At 71.1% G+C, this 23,419-nt stretch carries 18 protein-coding genes; 9 read left to right on the top strand and 9 right to left on the bottom strand.

Going from position 1 to position 23,419, the window contains the following annotated elements:
• Nucleotides 1-115 precede the first annotated feature (115 nt).
• From QE381_RS12450 to QE381_RS12425, 6 genes are all read right to left on the bottom strand, one after another.
• The gene (locus tag QE381_RS12450; RefSeq protein WP_307218607.1) at nt 116-1,627 is read right to left on the bottom strand and encodes an alpha-N-arabinofuranosidase; all 1,512 of its coding nucleotides are present in this window, start codon (nt 1,625-1,627) and stop codon (nt 116-118) included.
• A complete protein-coding gene (locus QE381_RS12445) occupies nt 1,627-3,597 on the bottom strand; it encodes a beta-galactosidase (RefSeq protein ID WP_307218605.1) in 1,971 nt (656 codons plus the stop codon). The genes QE381_RS12450 and QE381_RS12445 overlap by 1 nt, the downstream gene beginning before the upstream one ends.
• A 30-nt stretch (nt 3,598-3,627) precedes the next feature.
• Nucleotides 3,628-5,412, bottom strand: coding sequence for a beta-galactosidase family protein (locus tag QE381_RS12440; protein WP_307218604.1), 1,785 nt, complete (start codon nt 5,410-5,412; stop codon nt 3,628-3,630).
• Nucleotides 5,413-5,515: 103 nt separating this feature from the next.
• Nucleotides 5,516-6,862 carry a sugar ABC transporter substrate-binding protein gene (locus tag QE381_RS12435; RefSeq protein WP_307218602.1) on the bottom strand — a complete coding sequence of 449 codons (1,347 nt, stop codon included), beginning with the start codon at nt 6,860-6,862 and terminating at the stop codon, nt 5,516-5,518.
• A gap of 75 nt (nt 6,863-6,937) precedes the next feature.
• On the bottom strand, nt 6,938-7,861 hold the full coding sequence (locus QE381_RS12430; RefSeq protein WP_373426941.1) for a carbohydrate ABC transporter permease: 924 nt from the start codon (nt 7,859-7,861) through the stop codon (nt 6,938-6,940).
• The gene (locus QE381_RS12425; protein ID WP_307218600.1) at nt 7,861-8,802 is read right to left on the bottom strand and encodes a carbohydrate ABC transporter permease; all 942 of its coding nucleotides are present in this window, start codon (nt 8,800-8,802) and stop codon (nt 7,861-7,863) included. The genes QE381_RS12430 and QE381_RS12425 overlap by 1 nt, the downstream gene beginning before the upstream one ends.
• Nucleotides 8,803-8,921: 119 nt before the next feature.
• Here QE381_RS12425 and QE381_RS12420 point away from each other — a divergent pair, with 119 nt between their 5' ends.
• Complete coding sequence (locus QE381_RS12420; protein WP_307218598.1) at nt 8,922-9,962, top strand: LacI family DNA-binding transcriptional regulator; 1,041 nt, start codon at nt 8,922-8,924, stop codon at nt 9,960-9,962.
• Complete coding sequence (locus QE381_RS12415; RefSeq protein WP_307218596.1) at nt 9,959-12,088, top strand: alpha-galactosidase; 2,130 nt, start codon at nt 9,959-9,961, stop codon at nt 12,086-12,088. The genes QE381_RS12420 and QE381_RS12415 overlap by 4 nt, the downstream gene beginning before the upstream one ends.
• 43 nt (nt 12,089-12,131) lie before the next feature.
• Here the strand turns inward: QE381_RS12415 and QE381_RS12410 are convergent, their stop codons facing one another.
• Complete coding sequence (locus QE381_RS12410; RefSeq protein WP_307218594.1) at nt 12,132-12,548, bottom strand: CGNR zinc finger domain-containing protein; 417 nt, start codon at nt 12,546-12,548, stop codon at nt 12,132-12,134.
• Between the two features lie 184 nt (nt 12,549-12,732).
• Between QE381_RS12410 and QE381_RS12405 the strand changes: the two genes are divergently transcribed.
• Nucleotides 12,733-13,350 carry a LysE family translocator gene (locus tag QE381_RS12405; protein WP_307218593.1) on the top strand — a complete coding sequence of 206 codons (618 nt, stop codon included), beginning with the start codon at nt 12,733-12,735 and terminating at the stop codon, nt 13,348-13,350.
• A 291-nt stretch (nt 13,351-13,641) separates the two neighbouring features.
• On the opposite strand, the gene QE381_RS12400 is transcribed toward QE381_RS12405, so the two are convergent.
• The gene (locus QE381_RS12400) at nt 13,642-14,640 is read right to left on the bottom strand and encodes a LacI family DNA-binding transcriptional regulator (RefSeq protein WP_307218590.1); all 999 of its coding nucleotides are present in this window, start codon (nt 14,638-14,640) and stop codon (nt 13,642-13,644) included.
• A gap of 80 nt (nt 14,641-14,720) precedes the next feature.
• Here QE381_RS12400 and galT point away from each other — a divergent pair, with 80 nt between their 5' ends.
• From galT to QE381_RS12380, 4 genes are all read left to right on the top strand, one after another.
• On the top strand, nt 14,721-15,881 hold the full coding sequence (gene galT / locus QE381_RS12395; RefSeq protein WP_307220505.1) for a galactose-1-phosphate uridylyltransferase: 1,161 nt from the start codon (nt 14,721-14,723) through the stop codon (nt 15,879-15,881).
• A complete protein-coding gene (gene galK, locus QE381_RS12390) occupies nt 15,878-17,035 on the top strand; it encodes a galactokinase (RefSeq protein ID WP_307218588.1) in 1,158 nt (385 codons plus the stop codon). Before galT ends, galK begins: the two co-directional genes overlap by 4 nt.
• Before the next feature lie 379 nt (nt 17,036-17,414).
• Complete coding sequence (locus tag QE381_RS12385) at nt 17,415-18,251, top strand: alpha/beta fold hydrolase (RefSeq protein WP_307218586.1); 837 nt, start codon at nt 17,415-17,417, stop codon at nt 18,249-18,251.
• Nucleotides 18,252-18,297: 46 nt separating this feature from the next.
• Nucleotides 18,298-18,756, top strand: a complete 459-nt coding sequence (locus tag QE381_RS12380) for a hypothetical protein (RefSeq protein ID WP_307218584.1) — start codon at nt 18,298-18,300, stop codon at nt 18,754-18,756.
• 87 nt (nt 18,757-18,843) lie between these two features.
• On the opposite strand, the gene QE381_RS12375 is transcribed toward QE381_RS12380, so the two are convergent.
• Nucleotides 18,844-21,111, bottom strand: a complete 2,268-nt coding sequence (locus QE381_RS12375) for a glycoside hydrolase family 3 C-terminal domain-containing protein (RefSeq protein WP_307218583.1) — start codon at nt 21,109-21,111, stop codon at nt 18,844-18,846.
• 61 nt (nt 21,112-21,172) lie between these two features.
• On the opposite strand from QE381_RS12375, the gene QE381_RS12370 reads away from it, so the two are divergent.
• Nucleotides 21,173-21,781, top strand: a complete 609-nt coding sequence (locus QE381_RS12370) for a TetR/AcrR family transcriptional regulator (RefSeq protein WP_307218582.1) — start codon at nt 21,173-21,175, stop codon at nt 21,779-21,781.
• Nucleotides 21,778-23,238 (top strand): carboxylesterase/lipase family protein, encoded by a 1,461-nt coding sequence (locus QE381_RS12365; protein ID WP_307218581.1) that lies wholly within the window; start codon nt 21,778-21,780, stop codon nt 23,236-23,238. The genes QE381_RS12370 and QE381_RS12365 overlap by 4 nt, the downstream gene beginning before the upstream one ends.
• Nucleotides 23,239-23,419 lie beyond the last annotated feature (181 nt).

Here is a 23,419-nt window from a genome sequence, read left to right as displayed (position 1 = left end):
ACGATTTCCCCTCCGTTACCCGCAGGGAACGTTGTGGTCATGCGCGATCGAGGGTCGCGTGAGGTCTCCGACTCATGCCTGTAACACAAGGCCCCGCCCGCATCCGGGGCGCGGGCTACGCCAGGCGGACGACCGCCCAGGCCACGGGGGGCAGCGAGACGCGCAGCGTGTCGCCCTCGCGGGCGGCCGCCAGCGCGACGGGCGCGACGCGCTCGGGCTCGGCGAGTGTGTTTCGAGCGCGGATGTCGTCGTCGGCCACGAGCCATGCCTCCGCGACCGTGCGACCCGCGGCCCCGGCGATCGCGGCCAGGTCGATCTCGATATCGGCCGGCTCCCCGGCGGAGCGGTTCACGAGGAACACGCTCGTGCCCTCGGCATCCGTCGTCGCGACGGCGTTCACGGCCGCGACGTCGCCGAAGCGCTCGGTCGCGATGCTCGGGACGTCCCCGAGGTCGAGCCGCTGCGCCTCCCCGCGGCCGAGCCGCGAGGTGAGGGAGAACGGGAAGAACGTCGTCTGGCGCCATGCCGGTCCGCCGGGCTCCGTCATGATGGGCGCGATCACGTTCACGAGCTGCGCGAGGGATGCCGAGCGCACCCGGTCCGCGTGCTGCAGCAGCGTGATGAGCACATCGCCGACGACGACCGCATCCATGACGTTGTAGACGTCCTCCAGCAGGCGCGGCGCCTCGGGCCAGTCGTCGGAGACCAGGTCGCCCGACTTGGTGCCGTCGTCGGCGAACTGGTACCAGACGTTCCACTCGTCGAACGAGAGCATGATGCGCTTGTCCGAGCCGCGCTCGGCGGCGATCTCGTCGGCCGCCGCGATCACCTCGCGGACGAACAGGTCGGTGTCGACCGCGGAGACGAGGAACTCCTGCGCCTTGCCGTGGCGCTCCTGGTAGTACGCGTGGCACGAGATGAAGTCGACGTCGTCGAACGTGTGCCGCAGCACCTCGCGCTCCCACGAGCCGAAGGTCGGCATGTCGCGGGCGGACGACCCGCACGCGACCAGCTCGACGCTCGAGTCGAGCATGCGCATGGCCTTGGCCGTGCGGGACGCGAGCTTGCCGTAGTCCTCGGCGTTGCGGTGGCCGACCTGCCACGGCCCGTCCATCTCGTTGCCGAGGCACCACATCCGCACCCCGAACGGCTGCGGGTGACCGTTCTCGGCCCGGCGACGGGTCCATGCGGTGTCGGCGGCGGAGTTGGCGTACTCGAGCAGGTCGAGCGCCTCCGCGACGCCGCGCGTCCCGAGGTTGACCGCGAGCATCAGGTCGCTGCCCACCTTGTCGAGCCAGGACGAGAACTCGTGCAGCCCCACCCGGTTGGTCTCGGTCGAGCGCCAGGCGAGGTCGAGTCGGCGGGGACGCTCCTCGGCCGGGCCGATGCCGTCCTCCCAGCGGTACCCGGAGACGAAGTTCCCGCCCGGATAGCGGATCGTCGTCACCCCGAGCTCGCGCACGAGCGCGATGACGTCCTCCCGGAAGCCCTCGGCATCCGCCGCCGGGTGCCCGGGCTCGAAGATGCCGTCGTAGACGTGGCGGCCGAGGTGCTCGACGAAGCCGCCGAACAGCCGGGAGTCGATGGGGCCGACGGAACGGTCGGCGCGAAGGCGCACTGTGCTCATCAGGACACCGTATCGTCGCCGGCGGCCGGCAGAATCACGGCCTGGCGCGCCTCGACCGTGACGGTGCCGCCGGTCAGCGCGAGCTCTCGCGTCACGTCGTCGTGGTTGACGACGAGCCGCCGCCCGGCGCGGACGACCGTCTCGGCGAACGCCTCCGGGCGGGTGAAGCCGGGCTCGATGCCGGCGTCCACGAGCCAGCGCGCGACGAGGTCGTCCCGCAGGGCCTCGCCGGGCTCGGTCGCGACGTACCAGCCCGCGCCGCCGCTCTCGTCGGCGCGCCGCGTGATGGCCGCGCCGCCGGCCGCGAACCCGTCACCGAAGCTGCCGAGCACGGCCGCATCGTGCACGACGACGAGCTCCTGCCAGTCACGGGCGACGCCGGTGACGGTGCCCCCGATCGCGGTCTCCGTGTCGGCGGCGGCGAGGGGTGCGAACTCGTCCACCGTCACCCCGAGCGCCGCCTGCAGCGGCCCCTCGGCTCCGCCCAGGTACCCGCCGAGGCGCACGTGGAGGTTCTCGTCCAGGACGGCGGAGAAGGCGCCGACCACGAGCACGTCGCCGCGCGCGGGCACCGAGGCGAGCTCGGCGACGGCCGCGTCATCGGCCACGTGGAACAGGGGCGCCACGACGAGCCGGTAGCCCGAGGTGTCGGCGCCTGCGCGCACGAAGTCCACCGTGACCCCGCGACGCAGGAAGCCTGCGTACCAGTCCAGCACGGTCGCGAGGTAGTCCCGCTCGGCGGGCACGGCGTCCTGCTCGACCGCGCGCCAGCTGTCCCAGTCGAACAGGATGCCGACCTGCGCCGGCACGGGGGCGCCGGCCAGGTCGCCCAGCTCGGCGAGCTCGGCTCCGAGGGCCCGCACCTCGCGGTGCACGCGGGTGCCGGTGCCGCCGTGCGGCAGCATCGCCGAGTGGAACTTCTCGGCCCCGGCCTTCGACTGGCGCCACTGGAAGTGGAGGATGCCGTCGGCTCCGCGGGTGAGCGCCTGCAGCGACAGCGCACGGTAGTAGCCCGCGGGCTTGGGCGCGTTGCGGGGCCGCCAGTTGACCGCGGAGGGCGCCTGCTCCATGAGCAGCCACGGCTTGCCGCCGCCGAGGGAGCGCATGAGGTCGCGCGCGGCCGCGGCGAGCACGTGATGGCGCGGGTCGGCAGGGTCCGGGTACAGGTCGTCGCTGACGATGTCGACGTGCTCGGCCCACTGCCAGTAGTCCGCGTCCTTGAACGGGCCCATGAAGTTGGTCGTGATCGGCACGTCCGGGGTGAGCTCCCGGAGGATGTCGGCCTCGGCCCGGTGCAGCGCGAGCATCGCATCGGAGCTGAACCGGTCGAAGTCGAGCACCATCGTCGGGTTGGGGAACGTGGGCGTGCGCGAGGGCACCCCCACCTCGTCGAAGGAGGCGTAGTGCTGCGACCAGAACGCGGTTCCCCACGCACGGTTGAGCTCCTCGATCGTGCCGTAGCGCGCGACGAGCCAGGCCCGGAACGCGGCCGCAGACTCCTCGTCGTAGCTGCGGGGCACGTGCGCGCCGTACTCGTTGCCGATGTGCCACATCTCCAGCGCCGGGTGGGAGCCGTAGCGCTGCGCCATCCGGCGCACGAGACGCAGGGCGTGCTCGCGGTAGGCGGAGGAGCTCGGGCTGAACTGCTGCCGGGAGCCGAACGCGAGCCGCACCCCGTCGATCGTCACGGGGAGCGACTCGGGATGCCGTCGCGCGAGCCACGCGGGCGGGCTCGCCGTCGCGGTGGCGAGCACGACCCCGATCCCGCCGGCGTGCAGGCGGTCGAGCACCCGGTCCAGCCAGCCGAAGTCGTACTCCCCGGGCGCCGGCTCCAGCAGCGACCAGGAGAAGACGCCGACAGTCGCGGTCGTGACGCCCGCGGCGCGCATGATCTCGACGTCCTCGTCCCAGATCTCTTCGGGCCACTGCTCGGGGTTGTAGTCGCCGCCGAAGCGGATGCGGGATGACATGGTGTCCTCTCGGGTCGGGCGGATGGCGGGTCAGTACTCGATCGGGCCGAGCAGCAGGGTGTCGGCGAAGCGCAGTCGCTGGGCGCCGGTGGGCTCGAGGTCGAGCACCGTGAGGAGGTTCTCGCCCGCGCGGGTGAGCGGCGCGGGGACGAACAGCGAGTGCTGCGGGCCGGTGCGCCAGAAGCGGCCGAGGCAGGCGTCGCCGAACCAGACGAGCCCCTTGCCGAGGTCCGTCGTGTCGATCACGAGGTCACGGGGCGCGTCGAGCTCCACGCGGGCGCGCAGCACGGTGGCGCCGGCGACCGGGCGGGATGCCGCATCCGCCCGGTCGGAGATGCGCGCCGGAAGGTCCTCCCACGGCACGACGACGCTCCGCCAGCCGGTCACCTCCCCGCCGTCGACCGTGACCGGGCCGAGGAGCCCTTTGTGCTCGCCGATGCGGAAGCCGTAGTTGACGCGTCCCTGGTCCTCGACGAGGATCCGCAGCTCGCCCTCGCCCGAGGGCAGCACGAGGGTGTGCTCGCGGCGATCCCGCGACAGCACGCCCACCGGCCGGCCGTCCAGGCTCACCCAGGCGCGGTCACGGACCTCGCCCACGTCGAGGACGACGGGCTCGGAGCCCGCGGCGAGCCGGGTCGTGTGCCGCACGAACCCGCGTGCCATGCCCAGCTCGTCCATCGTGGGAACGCGCGCGGTGTCGGTCGCGGCCAGGGGGTCGAGCAGGTCGTCGAGGGCCGCGACGGGCACGAGCGGCACATCGGCGGGAGCCGCGGCGAGCGGTGCGAGAAGGTCGCCGTCGGCGATCTCGGGCACCTCGGCGTAGCGCGAGATGACCTCGCGGAAGGCCCAGAACTTCTCCGTGGGGCGGCCGGCCTCGTCCAGCGGGGCGCCGTAGTCGTAGCTCGTGACGGTCGGCTCGAAGACGCCCTTGTCGTTCGTGCCGTTGGTGAGGGCGAAGTTCGTGCCGCCGTGGAACATGTAGACGTTCACGGATGCGCCCGCGGCCAGCAGCGCGTCGAGCGCCTCGACGGCCGGGGCGAGCGCGGTCGTCCGGTGGAACGACCCCCAGTAGTCGAACCAGCCGCACCAGAACTCGGAGCACATGAGCGGCCCGGTGGGCTGGTGCGCACGCAGGGTGCGCAGCCGGTCGGCCACCTGACCGCCGAACGAGCCCGTCCGGTGGAGCTCGGGCAGGCTGCCCTGCGCGAGCATCTCGTCGGTGGGCTGGTCGACCGTGACGAGCGGCACGGTCACGCCCGCACCGCGGTAGATCTCGACGAGCGCCCGCAGATAGCGCTCCCGCTCGGGACGCGGGATGTCGCCGTAGGCGCCGTACTCGTTCTCGACCTGCATCAGGACGACGGGGCCGCCGCGCTCGATCTGACGCGGGACGACGATCTCCAGGACGCGGCGCAGGAACGCGCTCACGGGGTCGAGGAAGCGGGGATCCGCGGTGCGCACGCCGGACGCGCCATCGCGGAAGAGCCATGCGGGAAGCCCGCCGCCGTCCCACTCGGCGCAGATGTAGGGGCCGGGGCGTACGATCGCGCGCATGCCCTCCTCGGCGACGAGGTCGAGGAAGCGCGCCAGGTCGAGCCGGCCCTCGGCGGAGAACTCGCCCTGGGTGGGCTCGTGCTCGTTCCAGGGGACGTAGGTCTCGATCGTGTTGAGGCCCATGAGGCGGGCCGCCCGGATGCGGTCACGCCACTGGTCGGGGTGCACCCGGAAGTAGTGCAGCGCACCGGCGAGCACCCGGAAAGGCCGTCCGTCGAGGAGGAAGTCGCTCTCGCCGATGTGGAAGGTGCCGTGTGCCATGGGTGCGCCTGTCAGAGGAAGGGCACGACGGCCGCGCCGTCGTGCCCGGGATTGCCGGGGGACCGGGTGGGACAGCCGCGACGGCTGCCCCACCCGGCGGATGTCACTTGTTGACGGAGAAGCCCTGGTCGTTGCCGTACGACACGTTCTTCTGCTGCCACGCCGCCAGACCGTCGAGGATCGAGGTCTTGTTCAGGTAGGCCTGGCCGACGGTGTCGGCGTAGATGCTGTTCGCGTAGGCCTGCCACGGCAGGTACTGCCAGCCGGTGCCGACGGAGGTGCCGGCGTCCACGAGGACCTGGTTGATCTTCTGCCCGCCGAAGTAGTCGGACTGGAGGTTCAGGAACGAGTCGGCGTTGAGGTCGGCCGTCGTGGCGGGGAAGCCGCCCGACTTCAGGAACACGTCGATCGAGTCCTGCGAGTTGTTGAGCCACTTCAGGAAGCCGGCGGCGAGCGCCTGGTTCTTCGAGCCCTTCATGACGACCTCGGAGGAGCCGCCGTTCTCGGCCGACACGGCCTTGCCGCCGTCGTAGGTCGGCATGGGCGCGACGGCCCAGTCGCCCTTGGCCTGCGGCACGTTGGCCTCGAGCACGCCCGGCATCCACGCGCCGATGGGGAGCGAGGCGATCGTGCCGTCGCCGAGGGCCGTGAACCACTCGTCGCTCCAGCCCGGGATGTTGCCGAGCGAGCCGTCGGCGAGCATCTTGCTCCAGACGGCCGTCCACTTCTTCGCGCCGTCGTCGGCGAGGTTGATCGTGACCTTCTCGCCGTCGGTCTGGAACGGACGGCTGCCCGCCTGCCAGAGCATCGAGGTGCCGAAGCCGGCGTCCGTGCCCGGGTCGTTGGTGATGTATTTCGTCGGGTCGGCGGCGTGCAGCTTCTTGCCGGCCTCCGCGTACTCGTCCCACGTGGTGGGCACGGCGATGCCGTACTGGTCGAAGACCTTCTTGTTGTAGAACAGCGCCATGGGGCCCGAGTCCTGCGGGAGGCCCCAGATGCCGTTGTCCTGCGACACGGCGCCCCAGGTGGAGGCGGTGTAGTCGTCCTTGAGGTCACCGAAGCCGAAGGAGGTGAGATCGGTCAGGGAGCCGGCCAGCACGTACTGGGGCAGCGACTGATACTCGATCTGCACGACGTCGGGGATGCCCGAGCCGGCCGAGATCGCGTTCTGCAGCTTGGTGTTGTTGTCGTTGGCGCCGCCCGTGTTCACGAGGTTGACCTTGACGTTGGGGTAGGCCTTCTCGAAGGCCGCGACCTGGTCCTCGGCGGAGGGGGTCCACGTCCAGTAGGTGATCTCGCCCCCGGCCTTCAGCGCGTCGTCGATGGAGGCGGCGTCGCCGCCGCCGCCGTTCGAGGAGGTCGAGCCGCCGGAGCAGGCCGCCAGGCCCGCGCCGATCATGAGCGCGGACGCCCCGATGGCGACCGCACGAGCGATCGTTCGCTTGTTCATGCTGTGATTTCCTTCCGCTTCTTCGTCGGATGTGTGGGGATGGGGTGTGTGGATGGACGTCGCGCAGTGTCCCCGCTACTGCTTGACGCTTCCTGCGCTGAGCCCGGACTGCCAGAAGCGCTGGAGCAGGAGGAAGGCGATGACGATCGGGACGATCGTGAGGAGGGAACCGGTGATGACCAGGTTGAAGATGGGCTGCGAGCTCACGCCCACGGCCTGCAGGTTCCACTGCTGCAGACCGATCGTCAGCGGGAACAGCGACGGGTCGTTCAGCATGATCAGCGGCAGGAAGTAGTTGTTCCAGGTCGCCACGATCGCGAACAGGGCGACCGTCACGATTCCGGGGGCGAGCAGCCGGAGCGAGATCGTGAAGAAGGTGCGCAGCTCGCCGGAGCCGTCGACGCGGGCCGCCTCCAGCAGCTCGGTGGGGACGGAGTCGACCGCGTAGACCCAGATCAGGTAGAGGCCGAACGGCGAGATGAGCGACGGGATGATGATCGCCCACATCGTGTTGGTGAGCCCAAGCTGGCTGAACAGGAGGAAGGTGGGCACGGCGAGGGCCGTGCCGGGCACCGCGATCGCCCCCAGGATGACCGCGAAGACGATCTTCTTGCCCGGGAAGCTGTACTTCGCCAGCCCGTAGCCCGCGAGGGTCGCGAGCAGGGTCGCGCCCCCGGCTCCGATGACGACGTAGATGATCGTGTTGAGGAACCAGCGCAGGAAGATGCCGTCGTCGTAGGTCACGACCTGGGCGATGTTGTCGAACAGGGCGAAGGGGCCGGAGAACCAGAGGCCGAACGAGCCGAACAGCGACTGCTGCGTCTTGGTGGAGCTGATCACGAGCCACAGCAGCGGCAGGAACGAGTAGATCAGGAAGATCGCCATGACGATCGTGAGCAGCGGCGACTTCCGCGGGCCGCTGTCGGTCGTGCCGTTGCGACGGCGGCGGCGCGGTGTCCCCGTCGGCGAACCCGTGCGGTCGAAGGCGATACCGGCCATCAGAGACTTTCCTTCCGGGAGCCGCGCAGCTGCACGACGTAGGCGATGATCGCCGTGACGATGCCCATGATGATCGCGATCGTCGCCGCGTAGTTGACCTGCTGACCGATGAAGCTGAGGTTGTAGGCGTACATGTTCGGGGTGAAGTAGGTCGTCAGCAGGTTGGGGACGAGCGTGCGGAGGATGTTGGGCTCGTTGAACAGCTGGAAGCTGCCGATGATCGAGAAGATGGTGGCGATGACGATCGCGCCGCGGAGCGCCGGGATCTTGATCGCGCGGATGATGCGGAACTGCCCGGCGCCGTCGAGGGCGGCGGCCTCGTAGAGGTCCTCGGGGATCGCCCGGAGCGCGGAGTAGAAGATCAGCATGTTGTAGCCGACGAACTCCCAGGTGATGATGTTGCCGATCGCCACCAGGATCCACTGCTGGGTGAAGGGCGTCACGAGGTCGAAGCCGACGAGGTTGTTGATGTTGCCCGCCAGCCCCAGGCGGTCGGAGTACATGAAGCCCCACATGAGCACCGCGACGACGCCGGGGACGGCGTAGGGCAGGAACATGCCGATCCGGAAGAGGGAGCTGGCGCCCAGCCGCTTCGAGTCGAGCGCGAGGGCGGCGATGAGGGCGAGGATCAGCATGATCGGAACCTGAATGACGAGGACCAGGAACACGTTCAGGAAGCCGGACCAGAACTGCGCGTCACCGAAGGCCTGCAGGTAGTTGTCGAAGCCGACGAACGACGTGCCGCCGATGAGCTTGGTGCGGAACAGGCTCAGGTAGATCGAGTAGGCGAGCGGCGCGAGGAACGTGAGCGCGAAGACGATCAGGAACGGGGTGACGAACCCCAGGCCCGCCCACTGGCGGTCGGTGCGGTGCGCGCGCCGCCTGCCCGGCGCGTTGGTCGCGCGGGGTGCGGTCGCTGCGGGAGCGGTGAGTGCGGACATCCTTGTCGGACCTTCTGTGAGCCGGCACCATGTTGACGTCAACATGGTGCTGCGAGAGTAACATGTTGACGTCAACATCTGTCAAGACCGATCCGATGACCGTTCCAGGAAGGGCGCCGATGCCCCATTCACCAGACCGCAACCGCGGCGTGTCGATGCTGGACGTCGCACGACTCGCCGGCGTGTCGGGGCAGACGGTCTCCCGCGTCGCGAACAACTCCGCGAGCGTGTCCGAGCGCACCCGTGACCGCGTCCTCGCCGCGATGGCCGAGCTCGGGTACCGCCCCAACGTGGCCGCGCGCGCCCTCCGGCGCGGCGCCTTCGGCGCGATCGGCGTCGTGGTGTTCAGCCTGGACTCCCTCGGCAACGTCGGGACGATCGGCGGAATCCTCACGGATGCCGCCGCCCGCGGCTACGCGATCGAGCTGATCCAGGCGATGCCCGCCACGACCGACGGCGAGGCCGTCGCCTCCGCCGTGTCGCGCCTGGATCAGGACGCCGTGGACGGGATCATCGTCGTGATCGAGTCGCACCTCATGTCGGTCGCCTCCGTCGGCTTCCCGCCCGGCATGCCGAGTGTCGTCATCCAGTCGGGTGCGAGCGCGGACCGCCCCTCGGTCACCGCCGACCAGACCGCCGGCAGCCGCGAGGCGGTCGACCACCTCGTCTCGCTCGGGCACGACACCGTGTGGCACATCGCGGGTCCGCGGGCCTCGAAGGCCGCCGCCGAGCGCACGGCGGCCTGGCGCAGCCGGCTCGAGGAGCTCGGACGCCCGGTGCCTCCCGTGTTCACGGGCGATTGGACGCCGGAGTCGGGCTACCGGATCGGCCGCGAGCTGCTCGAGATCCCGGAGGTGACGGCCGTGTTCGCGGCGAACGACCAGATGGCCCTCGGCGCGATCCGGGCGATGCACGAGAGCGGGCGGCGCGTGCCCGAGGAGATCAGCGTCGTCGGCTTCGACGACATGGCCGAGTCGGCCTACTTCTGGCCGCCGCTGACGACCGTGCACCAGGACTTCGGCGCGGCGGGATCGCTCGCCGTGTCGCTCGTGATCGACCAGATCGAGGGCCGGCGCGTCGAGAACGGCGTGCACCGCGTGCCGACCTCGTTCGTCGTGCGCGGCTCGACCGCCCCCCGCACCCCGTTCGGAGACGCATGACCCTTCCCGCCCACGCCCACCTGCAGGGAGGCGGCACGAGCGTCGTGCTCGACCTCCGCCGCGCCGATCAGCCCGTCATCGTGCACTGGGGCGAGGACCTCGGGACACCGGATGCGGAGGAGCTCGACGCGATCTGCCGCGCCGCCGTGCCGCAGCGGGTCTCCGGCGGACTCGACACGACGGCCCGGCTCACCGTGCTGCCGCAGCTCTCGGCCGGATGGCTGACGACCCCGGGCCTGTCGGGCGACCGGGACGGACGCGACTTCTCCACCCGGCTGCTGCTCACGGACGCCCGGCTCGATCACGGCGGAGCGACACTGACCCTGCGCGACGACGCAGCCGGCCTCGCGGTCGAGGTCACTCTGCGCGTCGGCCCGACGGGGCTCCTCCACCAGCGGATGACGCTCACGAACCTCGGCGACACCCCGTACCGTCTGCACGAGCTGAGCCTCGGGTTCCCGGTGCCGCCGACGGCGACGGAGCTGCTCACGACGACGGGGCGCCATCTGCGCGAGCGGTCCCCCGAGCGGCACGCCTTCACGATCGGCGGACACGTGCGCGAGAGCCGTCGCGGGCGGCCCGGCGCCGACGCGACCCTCGTCGTCGCCGCCGGCACCCCCGGCTTCGGGTTCGAGCGCGGGCGGGTGCACGGGGTGCACCTGGCGTGGTCGGGGGATCACCGCATCCTGGCCGAACGGACCCCCACCGGCGACGCCGTGCTGCGCGCGGGCGAGCTGCTCGCCCCCGGCGAGATCGTGCTCGCCCCGGGCGGCGCGTACGAGACGCCGGAGGCGATCGGCTCCTGGGGCGACGGGCTGGATGCGTTCGCCGCGCGGTTCCACGAAGAGCTCCGGGGGCGGCCGCAGCATCCCTCGCGCCCGCGTCCCGTCACGCTCAACACCTGGGAGGCCGTCTACTTCCAGCAGGATCTCGCGACCCTCCGCACGCTGGCCGACCGTGCCGCACGCGTGGGCGCGGAACGGTTCGTGCTCGACGACGGGTGGTTCCACGCCCGGCGCGACGACACCGCGGGACTCGGCGACTGGTGGGTGGACGCGACGGTGTGGCCCGAGGGGCTGGGCCCGCTCGTCGAGCACGTGCGGGGACTCGGCATGGAGTTCGGCCTGTGGGTCGAACCCGAGATGGTCAACCTCGACAGCGACCTGGCGCGTGCCCACCCCGACTGGATCCTCCGGGCTCGCGACGAGCTGCCGCCGCCCGGGCGCCAGCAGCAGGTGCTCGACCTGGCGCATCCGGAGGCGTACGCGTACATCGCCGGACGCCTGCACGCGCTGCTGGACGAGTACCCGATCGCCTACCTCAAGTGGGACCACAACCGCGACCTCGCCGAGGCGGGCGCGGGCGCCCACGGACGCCCGCGCGGGCACGAGAACGTGCAGGCGCTCTACCGGCTGCTCGACGAGCTGGTCGAACGCCATCCGGGACTCGAGATCGAGTCGTGCGCCTCGGGCGGGGCCCGGGTGGATCTCGGCATCCTCTCGCGCACGCACCGGATCTGGACGAGCGACTGCCTCGACCCGATCGAGCGTCTCGACATCCAGCGCTACACGGGGCTCGTGGTCCCGCCGGAGCTCATGGGCGCGCACCTGACGAGCCCGGTCGTCCACTCGACCGGGCGCACGGTGTCACTCGATCTCAGCGCCATCACCGCCCTGTTCGGCCACTTCGGCATCGAATGGGACCTGACCCGGGTCGATGACGAGACCCTCGACCGGATCGCCGCCTGGGTCGCGCTCCACCGGGCGAACCGCACGCTGATCGCGACGGGGCGCCGCGTGCACGCGGACGTCGCCGACCCCTCGATCGACCTGCGCGGGATCGTGGCCTCGAACGGGGCGCGCGCGCTGTACGCGCTCACCCAGGTGACGACGAGCGCGCTGCACCCCGCGGCGCCCGTCACGCTCCCGGGGCTCGACCCGGCGCGGCGCTACCGCATCGCGCTCGCGCTCCCCGAGGGTGCGGGAGGCTTCCCGGGCCAGTCTCGGCTGGAGTGGGCGGACGAGCCGGTCGTCATGAGCGGGCGCGCGGCCGGCTCGGTCGGGCTGCGCCCTCCGGTCCTGCTCCCCCAGTCCGCCGTCCTGATCGAGGCGACCGCCGTCTCCTAGCTGTACGGACCGGACACGTTGGTTGAAGAGACCGAGAGTCGGTTTAGACGCGTTGTCGTCGGGCTCTGTGGCGTCTGACTGCGTCTCTGCTGCCGCACCGAGACGAGCAGTACCGTTGAGTGCCGTTGCGGGAAACGTCCACGACGACGTTCTTGCACGGGTCGGCGGCGCAACGCCCGAGGCGAGTCATGCCGCGAGTGGTCAGGTGAAGCGCAGTGCCGACCATGAACACGGCTCGCAGGACGCGCGGCAGGTCGTTGTCGACGTCGCGATAGTGCAGGTGCCAACCCTCGCCGTCGTGGTCGGTCAAGCGCGGGTACGCCGAAGCGATCGCCATCTGCTCGTTCAGGATCCCCGCCCGATCGTCTGGCGTGGCCGCATCGACGATTGTCAGCCATGTGTCCAGCACGACGCGGCAACGGGCGTGGTCCTCCGCCTGTTCGGGGAAAGGCATCGTCATCCCGAACTCCCGAGTTCGTTCAATGACGTGTGCCCGGCTGCTGGGCCAGTCATTCGCGAGCGACTGCGCGAGGAGAACGGCGTACTGCCCGTAAGGGTTGAGATGCACAAGGGCATTACATCATGGTTTGAGAATGACTCCTATCGCACTGGCTCCGCCCATCTCCGCGGTAGCCGCCGTGGCCATGGCTCTCACGGCTCTGACGATGGTTCTCACCCCTGGCCCGAACATGATCTACCTGGTGTCACGCAGCATCAGCCAGGGACGCCGGGCCGGCCTCATCTCATTGGCGGGGACAGGTCTGGGCTTCATCGCTTACATGCTGATGGCGAACCTGGGGCTGGCCGTCGTGTTCGTGGCCGTTCCGTGGCTGTTCATCGGACTGAAGGCCGCGGGTGTCGCCTACCTCGCTTACCTCGCCTGGCAAACGCTGCGGCCCAGTGGCCGAGGGGTCTTCGAGATCCGTGACCTGGCCCGCGACAGCAACTGGCGTCTCTTCCGCATGGGGCTGATCACCAACCTGCTCAACCCCAAGGTGGCGATCATGTACGTGACGGTGATCCCGCAGTTCATCGATCCTCAACGAGGTCACCCGCTCCTGCAGGGCCTCACCCTCGGACTGCTCCAGATCACCGTCAGCGTCACCATCAATGCACTCATCGTCATCGCTGCAGGATCCATCGCGAGTTTCCTTGCTCATCGACCTAGCTGGGCGATCTGGCAACGACGAACCACCGGATTCCTGCTCGGCGCTGTTGCGCTGCTCCTCGCCTTTGAAGTGCCGGATCGCGCGCACATCTAACGCTGTTGGCGTCCCGTCCATCGAAGAAGTCGAGCTCATGTCCCACTACGACAACCACCACCGCCCGCACTCAGCCTGCGGGAACCGAGCACCGTTCTCAAGATCGACTGACGTGTCCGGTCAGTACACCTAGCGCCCGCGCGGCGCGACACCACGCTCCCCGCGCCCTCTCGCCGCGCCCGACGCGCACTCCGGCGAACCAACGCTTCCCACCCGAGTCCACATCCCTTTCGCGCACATTCCGCGTGGACCCGCGCCGGGAGTGTCGACTCGGCGGAGGGTGGCAGGGGGTCAGGCGGGTGGGGGCGGGGCCGTGCTGGCGCGCTCGATCAGGGTCGCGGGGATGACGGTGCGCTGCGGGTGCCCGGGACGACGCTCGGCCCCATCGAGGAGCACCGTCACGGCCTGTTCGCCGAGCCGATCGAAGTGCTGTCGGACGGTGGTGAGCGGCGGCTGGTAGTTCGCCGCATCCGCCACGTCGTCGAAACCGACGACACTGACGTCCTCCGGCACGCGGGCGCCGCGCTGCGAGAGCGCCCTGAGGGCGCCGAGCGCCATCTGATCGTTCGCGACGAACAGCGCCGTGCCCATCGCGCCGGACTCCAGCAGCGCGGTCGCGGCATCGTATCCGGATGCGGACGTCCAGCCCCCGTGCACGGGCTCGGCCACCTCGCGCCCCGCCCGCACCAGCGTCTCCCGCCAGCCGCGCTCGCGCTCGGCGGAGGCGTAGGACGTCGCCGGACCGGCGATGTGCGCGACCGTGCGATGCCCGAGACCGAGCAGATGCCGGGTCGCGGCCGCGGCCCCGCCGAAGTGGTCGGTCTCGACGCCGGTGTAGCGGTCGTCGGGCGGGGAGTCGACGACCGCGAACCGCAACGCGGAAGGGAGCTCGGCCGAGTGCGCGAGCGCCGAGGCCTCGTTGATCACGACGACGCCGTCGACCCCCTGCCCCTGCAGCCGCTCGAAGGCCGACGCGACGTCGTCGCTGCCGAGCGTCACGACGGCGACGTCGTAGCCGCGGGCGGATGCCGCGTCCGACACGGCCTCGAGCATGAGCGAGTTGCCGACGGTCGCGAGGGTCGACACGACGGCGCCGATCGTGCCGCTGCGCCCGGTGCGCAGAGCGCGCGCCGCACGATGCACCCGGTACCCGCTCTGCTGCATCGCCGCCTCGACCCGGGCGCGGGTGGCGGGGTCGACCCGCGGGCTGCCGTTGACGACGCGCGACACGGTCTGGGCGGACACCCCTGCGAGCGCCGCGACATCCGCCATCGACGGTCGTCCGGCCATCTGCTGCACCCCCTCGCCCGGCCGGCTGCGGCCTCCTTGTTGACGATATCACCCGCTCCAGATAGCGTGTTATCGTGAACATGATCTCCCCCCCGGCGATCGCGCTCGGCGCCGGTGTCGTGAAGCGCCCGACCCGCCTCGCCGACGGCCGCGAGCTGATCTACTACGACGACCCCGGCACGACTCTCGGCATCGAGCGGGCGGTCGACGCGCGCGTGCTCGACCCCCGGCCCGAGACCGCGACGATGCGCCTCGATGTCCTCACGGGCGACTGGATCTCGGTCGCCGCCGCACGCCAGAACCGCGCCTTCCTGCCGCCGGCCGAGCTCGATCCGCTGGCCCCGCAGACCCCGACCAATCCCTCGGAGATCCCCTCCCGCTACGACGTCGCGGTGTTCGAGAACCGCTCCCCGTCGTTCGGCCCCGCGCTCGCCGACGCGACCGACGACGCGCCCGCCGCGATCGACCCGCCGCAGGGCCTCGACGACCTCGCCGTCTACGGACTCGGTCGCACGCGCACCAGCGTCGGACGGACCGAGGTCGTCTGCTTCAGCCCCGAGCACGAGGGCTCCTTCGGCACCCAGACGGTCACCCGCGCCCGCACCGTGATCGAAGCGTGGGCCGACCGCACCGCCGCGCTCTCGGCGCTTCCCGGGATCGAGCAGGTCTTCCCGTTCGAGAACCGCGGCCGCGAGATCGGCGTCACGCTCGGCCACCCGCACGGCCAGATCTACGCCTACCCCTACGTGACCCCGCGCACGCAGCGGCTGCTGACCGCGATCACGCGCACGGGCGACGACCTGTTCGACCGCATCCTCGACGTCGAGCGGGGCTCCGAGCGCGTCGTGCTCACGGGCGAGCACTGGACGGCGTTCGTGCCGTTCGCCGCCCGCTGGCCGCTCGAGGTCCACCTGGTGCCCCACCGCCATGCCGCCGACTTCGCCGAGACGACCACCGAGGAGCGCGACGAGCTCGCCGGCCTCTACCTGCGGCTGCTCCGCGGCGTGGACGCGCTCTACGACACCCCGACCCCGTACATCGCAGCCTGGCACCAGGCGCCGGTGCGGATCGGCCGGGCCGGCGCCCGCCTGCACCTCGAGCTCACGAGCCCGCGCCGCGCGGCCGACAAGCTCAAGTACCTGGCCGGGTCCGAGGCCGCCATGGGCGCCTGGATCGGCGACATCCCCCCGGAGCAGGCGGCCGAACGCCTCCGTGCCGCGATAGAAGGAGTCTCGCTGTGACCGCTGCGACGTCGCTGCTGAACGACCTCACCGATGCCCCGCCCGCGGGCGTCTGGTCCGCGCCCGGGCGCGTCAACCTCATCGGCGAGCACACCGACTACAACGACGGCTTCGTGCTGCCGTTCGCGATCGGCCAGCGCACGCACGCCGCGGTCTCGACGCGGCGCGACGGGCGCGTCCGCGTCGTCTCGAGCTTCGATCCGACTCCGGTCGAGGCCGCTCTCGACGAGCTCGAGGACCTGTTCCCCGCCCGCCGCGACGAGGTGCCCGAGTGGGCACGGTACCCGCTCGGGGTGGCGTGGGCGCTGCAGCGGCGCGCGACATCCACGGTCTCCGGCGTCGACATCGCGATCGACTCTGAGGTGCCGGTCGGGGCAGGACTGTCGTCGTCCGCGGCGATCGAGGGCGCTGTCGCGGTGGCTCTCGACGAGCTGTGGGCCCTCGGGCTCACCCGCCGCGAGCTCGCGATCGCGGGACGTCTCGCCGAGAACGAGGCGGTCGGCGCCCCCACGGGCATCATGGACCAGACGGCGTCGCTGCGCGGCGAGGCGGATGCGGCCATCTTCCTCGACTGCCGCACCCTCGAGACCGAGATCGTTCCGCTCGGGTTCGCCGAGGCGGGGCTGGAGGTGCTCGTCGTCGACACCCGAGTGAGCCACGCGCACGCGACGGGCGGCTATGCCGAGCGCCGCGCGGCGTGCGAGCTCGGCGCCCGCATGATGGATGTCGTCGCCCTGCGCGATCTGTCGGTGCTCGACCTGCGCCGCGCCGCAGAGCTCATGGACGACGTCACCTTCCGGCGCGTGCGTCACATCGTGACCGAGAATCAGCGCGTGCTGGACACCGTGCGGGTGCTGCGCGAGCAGGGTCCGCTCGCGATCGGCGACCTGCTGCTCGCCTCGCACGCCTCGATGCGCGACGACTTCGAGATCTCGACGCCCGAGCTGGATGCGGCGGTCCAGGCCGCGATGACGGCGGGCGCGATCGGGGCGCGGATGACGGGCGGCGGCTTCGGCGGGGCCGCGATCGCGCTCGTCCCGCACGCGCTCGTGCCCGCGGCATCCGAGGCCGTCCGCCGCGCCTTCGCGGCAGCGGGGTTCCGCGAGCCGCACCTGTTCACGGTCGCGCCCTCGCGCGGCGCCGGACGCGACTGAGCCGCCCCCACGACATCCGCAACGGCGGGGATCCCGCACGACACACCGACGAACAGGCCACTCGCCCGGCGTGTCACCCAGGACATCCGCAACAGCGGGGATCCTGCACGACACACCGACGAACAAGCCACTCGCCCGGCACGTGACGTCACGTCACCCACGACATCCGCAACAGCGGGGATCCTGCACGACACACCGACAAACGAGCCACTCGCCCGGCGTGTCGGGCACGATCCCCGCAGGACGGTCCGACGGCGCACGTCCGACCGCGCCCGGCGTCGGCCCGACGTCACGGTTCGTCAACCCGGTGCACGGGTCACGCCGGCGGACTAGCGTGGCGCAGGGCGCGGTCCTCGCGCCGCGACCGGAAGGAGCCACCGTGGCGTACGTGACCGTAGGGATCGAGAACTCAGCGGATGTCGAGCTGTTCTACACGGATCAGGGAACCGGGCAGCCGGTCGTGCTGATCCACGGCTTCCCGCTGAACGGCGAGTCCTGGGGCAAGCAGCAGAAGGCGCTGCTCGACGCCGGCTACCGCGTGATCGCCTACGATCGCCGGGGCTTCGGCGCCTCCACCAAGACGGCATCCGGTCATGACTACGACACCTACGCGGCCGACCTGCACGCCCTGATCGACACGCTCGAGCTGTCGGATGTCGTCCTCGCCGGATTCTCGATGGGCACCGGCGAGATCGCCCGCTACCTGTCGCGCTACGGCAGCGGGAAGGTCTCGAAGGCGATCTTCCTCGGCTCGCTCGAGCCGTACCTGCTCATCACGGACGACAACCCGGATGGTGCCGGTGACCAGGCGTTCTTCGACGGCACATCGGATGCCGTCGCGGCCGACCGATACGCGTTCCTCACCGGCTTCTTCCACGACTTCTACAACCTCGATGACTACCTCGGCAGCCGCATCTCGCAGGAGGCGCTGGAGGCGAGCGTGCAGACGGCGAACACCGCGGGCAACGCGGCGATCGTCGCGGCTCCCCTGACGTGGGCGACCGATTTCCGCGGCGACATCCCCTCGATCGACGTCCCCACGCTCATCGTGCACGGCACCGCGGACAACATCCTGCCGATCGACAAGACCGCCCGCCGTTTCCGCGAGTTGCTGCCGTCCGCCGAGCACGTGGAGATCGAGGGCGCCCCGCACGGCCTGCTGTGGACGCACGGCGACGAGGTCAACGCCGCGATCCTGGGGTTCCTCCAGGGCTGACAGTGCCCCATCGCCCCGTCCTGCACGAGAAACTCGCCGCAAGCACATGCGACGGCTAGTCACGCTCACCGCGGGGTGGTGGTGGCTGGCCGTCGCCTGCGTACTCCCGGGCAGCATCGGCATCACGGCCTTCGCACTGCTGTTCTTCGCAGGTTGCACGGACCGCGCCGACACCCGCCATCCGCGCCTGTGCGCCGAGGGCGACATCGGCGGCGTCCTGCTGCCGATCTCGATATCCGTCGCGGCCGTGATCCTCGGTGCGGGCCTGCTGATGGCGGTCACCTGCGCGATCCGCAATCTGCCGCCGCGCGGAACCGTCTACGCCGTCGTGCTCCTCGTGCCGGCGGCGCTCTCCGCTGCGGGGACCTTCGGCATCCTGCTGTGGTTCCTGCCGCACGGCGGCCTGAGCATGCTGCCGCTTCTCCTCGCCTCGCTGGCCGGCGTGCTGCTGACCGCCGTCGCCGCACCGATCACCTGGCACGTCGTGCACCGCAGGCAGCAGTGACCTCGGCGGAGAGACGACAGGTCGCCTCTCCGCCGATCCAAAAGAGCAACGAGCGGGAGGTTGGGAAGCCCCGCCGCGGAGAACGCGTCAGCTCTGCGGCGCGTTGGCGGCGGCGAGCAGCTGGTCGACCGCCTCGGGGCCCATGGCCTCTCCGGCGAGCATCGAGAGCCGCCCGATCGGGAAGGAGTACATCATCTTCTCCATGGAGACGCCCTCGGGCATGATGTCGGACAGCCCGCCCATGCTCTCGGCGACCGATGCGAGCGCCTGCTGCACGATGGGGCCCGCGATGGGGTGAGCGATGACCTCGCCGAGCGACGAGTTGCGGTCCAGCGGCACCACGATCGCGTCGCCGGCGACCTCCACGGACGTCGTCGAGCGGATGTCGCGACTCGAGGCGGCGACATCCACGGTGTACGTGCCGCCCTCGACGACCCACCCGTCGATGCGGATGTCCCAGTACGCGAGGTCGGCGCGGCGCACGGTCAGCACGACATCCCGGCTCTCGCCGGCCTGCAGCTCGACCGAGGCGAACGCCTTCAGCTCGCGCACCGGACGCTGCACGGCGGAGCCCGGGAGCGAGGTGTACACCTGCACGATCTCACGGCCCGCGGCGGCGCCCGTGTTGCTGACCGTCACACGGACCTCGACATCGCCCGAGGCGGCGACGGATGCCGACGCCTCGCCGTAGGCGAAGCTCGTGTAGGAGAGTCCATGCCCGAACGGGAAGGCGACCTCCAGTCCCCGCGCGTCGTACCAGCGGTACCCGACGAACAGGCCCTCGCCGTAGCGCACGTGCGAGAACTCGCCCGGGAAGTCGAGGTAGGCGGGGGTGTCCGAGAGCCGGACGGGGATCGTCTCGGTGAGCTTGGCGGAGGGGTTGACCCGGCCGTAGAGCACGTCGGCGGTCGCGCCGCCGCCGGCCTGGCCGAGCAGCCAGCCCTCCAGGATCGCGGGGACCCGGTCGGCGAACGGAAGCGCGACGACGCCGCCGTTGGAGAGCACGACGACCGTGTTCGGCTGGACTCGGAGCACGGCGTCGAGCAACGCGAGCTGCTCGGCCGGCAGGTCGATGTCGTCGCGGTCGTAGCCCTCGGACTCGAGGCGAGCCGGCAGACCGAGGAACACGACTGCGACCTCGGCGTCGGATGCCGCCTGCACGGCCTCGGCACGCAGCCGCGCCGTCTCGTCCTCCGCCACCTCGGCGGCGAGACCGAAGCCCGGCGCGTAGACGACCTCGGCCGTGGCCACCGCGCGGATCTCCTCCAGCGCCGTGTCGAGCCGCGTCGGGTTGATGAGCGACGAGCCCGCGCCCTGGTAGCGCGGGGTCTCGGCGAACGCGCCGATGACGGCGACCGCGGTGTCGGTCGCGAGCGGAAGGACGCCGCCCTCGTTGCGCAGCAGCACGATCGAGCGTCCCGCGGCCTCGCGGGCGAGCGCGTGGTGCGCCTCGACGTCGAGCGGGCCGGTGATCGTCCCGGCACCCGCCTGGACCTTGCGCACGAGGCCGACGACCCGGCCGGCGGCGATGTCGAGGTAGTCCTCGCTGAGCGCGCCCGACTCGATCGCCGCGACGATCTCGGCATCCGTCCGGCCGTCGGAGGAGGGCATCTCCAGGTCGAGACCCGCGGCGAGGGCGGCCACTCGCTCGTTGACCGCGCCCCAGTCCGAGACGACGAGGCCCTCGAAGCCCCACTCGTCGCGCAGCACCTGGGTGAGCAGCCAGGGATCCTCCGACGCATAGACGCCGTTGATCCGGTTGTAGGAGCACATGACCGTCCACGGCTGGGCGTCCTCGACGACCCGCTGGAAGCCGCGCAGGTAGATCTCGCGCAACGGCCGCGGGTCGATGTCGGAGGAGGCGCGCATCCGGTCGGTCTCCTGGTTGTTCGCCGCGAAGTGCTTGAGCGAGGTGCCGACGCCCTTCGACTGCACGCCCCTGACGTAGGCGGCGCCGAGCACGCCGGCCACGATCGGGTCCTCGGAGAGGTACTCGAAGTTGCGGCCGCACAGGGGTGAGCGCTTGATGTTGACGCCGGGGCCGAGCAGCACGCCGACGTTCTCGATCGCGGTCTCGACGCCGAGGGCCTCGCCCACGCGGCCGACGAGCTCGACATCCCACGACGACCCGAGCCCGACGGCGGGCGGGAAGCAGGTGGCGGGCACGCTGTTGCCGAGGCCGAGATGGTCGCCGCCCTCGGCCTGCTTGCGGAGTCCGTGCGGGCCGTCGGTCAGCATGATGCCGGGGATGCCGGCCCGCTCGATCGGCTTCGTGTGCCAGAAGTCCGCGCCGCTGGTGAGAGCGGCCTTCTCGGTCAGCGTCAGCGGGGAGACAGCGTCGTCATGCTCGGTCATGCGAAAACCTTATTCCACTCGGTTTCTAGAAATCAAGCATCGTTCGGTTTATCCTCGGCTCATGGCTCAGCGGGGTTCGTACGCGAAGGGCGTCGCCAAACGCGAGGAGATCCTGCGCGCCGCGCTCGAGGTCGTCGCCCGCGAGGGCTACCGCGGCGCGTCGGTCAAGCAGATCGCGGATGCCGTCGGTCTCAGCCAGGCGGGGCTGCTCCACTACTTCGACTCGAAGGAGGAGCTGTTCACCGAGATCCTGCGCCTGCGCGACGAGGTCGACGTGGACACGTTCGGGGAGGGGACCGGCGGAGCGCACCCCTATGACGAAGCAGTCGCGTCCTACGTCCGGCTCATCCGCCACAACACCGAGGTGCCGGGACTCGTGCACCTCTTCTCGCAGCTCGCCGTGGACGCGACCGACCCGCAGCACGCCGCGCACGACTTCTTCGTCGACCGGGGCCGTCGCGCCCGGGAGCGGCTCGACGACGTGCTGGAGGCGGCGCAGCGCGAGGGCAGGATCACCGACGCGATCCCGCCGCAGACCATCACCCGCCTCCTGCAGGCCGTGGCCGACGGCATGCAGCTGCAGTGGATGCTCGAGCCCGAGGAGGCGGACATGACCGAGGTCGTCGAGGCGTTCTTCACCCTCCTCGAGACGCAGAGGAGCCCCCGATGAGCGACCCCGTCGTGGCGACCGAGGCCGGTGCGGTGCGCGGCATCGCCCGAGCCGGATCGTTCGCGTTCCTCGGCATCCCGTTCGCGAAGCCCCCGGTCGGGGCGCTGCGCTACGCATCCCCCGAGCCGGTCGAGCCCTGGGACGGGGTGCGCGATGCGACCGCCTTCGGGGCGACGCCGCAGCGGGGCGACACCGGCATCACGCTGATCCCGGAGCCATCCGTGCCCGGCGAGTCGACGCTGAACGTCAACGTCTTCACCCCGGCACCGGATGCGGCGGCCGCCCTTCCGGTGCTCGTGTACATCCACGGCGGCGGATTCGTCTCCGGCTCCCCCGCGAGCCCCTGGTACGACGGGGCGGCGTTCGCCCGCGACGGCGTGGTCACCGTCACGGTCTCCTATCGGCTGGGCTTCGACGGCTTCGGCTACATCGAAGGCGCACCCCACAACCGCGGCGTGCGCGACTGGCTGGCCGCGCTCGAGTGGGTGCAGCGCAACATCGCGGCCTTCGGCGGCGACCCCGGACGCGTGACGATCGCCGGGCAGTCGGCCGGCGGCGGCGCCGTGCTGACGCTGCTCGGGATGCCGGCGGCACAGCACCTGTTCCACGCGGCGTGGTCGATGTCCGGCGCCGTCGGCGACATCCCGCTCGCGGAGGCCAGGGAGCGCTCGGCCCGGCTCGCCGCACTCGCGGGCGTCGCCCCCGATCGGGCGGGGTTCTCCTCGGTCGACGAGCTGCGGCTGCGCGACCTGCAGCAGGAGGCGGAGCATGCGGCATCCCGCGACAAGCTCGCCCCCGCGAAGGCCATGCTCGAGGGCGGACTCGGCTGGGGTCCGATGATCGACGGCGAGCTCATCGAACGGCCGACCGTCGAGGCGATCCGCGCCGGCATCGGATCCGACAAGCCGCTCGTGATCGGCGCGACGGACGACGAGTTCACGATGGTGCTCGACCGGTTCCGCCGGCCGCTGCGATTCGTGCCCGCCGCCCTCGTGCTGGCCCGCCTCGGCGTCGCCCGCGCCGTGCGTCGCCCCTACCTCGCGGCGAACCGCTCGCTGCGACAGAAGGGCACGGCGGCCGTGCTGGGCCGCTACGTCACGGACCGGGTGTTCCGCTCGCTCGTCGCGCGGGTCGCCGCGGCGCGGGCGGCATCCCCCACCTGGGTCTACGGGTTCTCGTGGCGGTCCCCCGTCATCGGGTGGGCGTGCCACTGCCTCGACGTGCCGTTCTGGTTCGACCGCCTGGATGCCGACGGGGTCCCCGCGATCGCGGGCGATGCCCCGCCGCGCGCCCTCGCGGATGCGGTCCACGGCGCGGCGAGCGCCTTCGTCCGATCCGGCGCACCCGGGTGGCGGGAATGGTCGTCGGCGCCCGGCACGACACGCGTGTTCGGGGGCGATCCCGCAGCGCCCGACATCCTCTCGCGCGGGTACGCGTCGGTCGCCGCGCTGGCCTGAGCCTCCTCGCGCCCTTCGCGCATCCTCGGCGATCTGCGCGCGCTCGGCCCGAGTCCGCCGTGCGCGCGGAGTCTGCGCGCATCGCGGACGACGCGTGGGCTTGCGACGATCGCGGCCGCATGGCCCCGCTCACGGCAAGGGTGCGCACACCTCCTTGCCTCATAGATATTACGTATGATAC

Source organism: Microbacterium sp. SORGH_AS_0888, assembly GCF_030818905.1.
In the GTDB taxonomy this organism is placed as follows: domain Bacteria; phylum Actinomycetota; class Actinomycetes; order Actinomycetales; family Microbacteriaceae; genus Microbacterium.
Note: the sequence above shows the minus strand (reverse complement) of the source record. Positions and strands in the feature narration are given on the sequence as shown.

Coding starts and splice junctions, on each gene's coding strand:
- QE381_RS12450 (WP_307218607.1), bottom strand. CDS start 1,627: ATGAGCACAGTGCGCCTTCGCGCCGACCGTTCCGTCGGCCCCATCGAC.
- QE381_RS12445 (WP_307218605.1), bottom strand. CDS start 3,597: ATGTCATCCCGCATCCGCTTCGGCGGCGACTACAACCCCGAGCAGTGG.
- QE381_RS12440 (WP_307218604.1), bottom strand. CDS start 5,412: ATGGCACACGGCACCTTCCACATCGGCGAGAGCGACTTCCTCCTCGAC.
- QE381_RS12435 (WP_307218602.1), bottom strand. CDS start 6,862: ATGAACAAGCGAACGATCGCTCGTGCGGTCGCCATCGGGGCGTCCGCG.
- QE381_RS12430 (WP_373426941.1), bottom strand. CDS start 7,861: ATGGCCGGTATCGCCTTCGACCGCACGGGTTCGCCGACGGGGACACCG.
- QE381_RS12425 (WP_307218600.1), bottom strand. CDS start 8,802: ATGTCCGCACTCACCGCTCCCGCAGCGACCGCACCCCGCGCGACCAAC.
- QE381_RS12420 (WP_307218598.1), top strand. CDS start 8,922: ATGCCCCATTCACCAGACCGCAACCGCGGCGTGTCGATGCTGGACGTC.
- QE381_RS12415 (WP_307218596.1), top strand. CDS start 9,959: ATGACCCTTCCCGCCCACGCCCACCTGCAGGGAGGCGGCACGAGCGTC.
- QE381_RS12410 (WP_307218594.1), bottom strand. CDS start 12,548: ATGACGATGCCTTTCCCCGAACAGGCGGAGGACCACGCCCGTTGCCGC.
- QE381_RS12405 (WP_307218593.1), top strand. CDS start 12,733: ATGGCTCTCACGGCTCTGACGATGGTTCTCACCCCTGGCCCGAACATG.
- QE381_RS12400 (WP_307218590.1), bottom strand. CDS start 14,640: ATGGCCGGACGACCGTCGATGGCGGATGTCGCGGCGCTCGCAGGGGTG.
- galT (WP_307220505.1), top strand. CDS start 14,721: ATGATCTCCCCCCCGGCGATCGCGCTCGGCGCCGGTGTCGTGAAGCGC.
- QE381_RS12380 (WP_307218584.1), top strand. CDS start 18,298: ATGCGACGGCTAGTCACGCTCACCGCGGGGTGGTGGTGGCTGGCCGTC.
- QE381_RS12375 (WP_307218583.1), bottom strand. CDS start 21,111: ATGACCGAGCATGACGACGCTGTCTCCCCGCTGACGCTGACCGAGAAG.
- QE381_RS12370 (WP_307218582.1), top strand. CDS start 21,173: ATGGCTCAGCGGGGTTCGTACGCGAAGGGCGTCGCCAAACGCGAGGAG.
- QE381_RS12365 (WP_307218581.1), top strand. CDS start 21,778: ATGAGCGACCCCGTCGTGGCGACCGAGGCCGGTGCGGTGCGCGGCATC.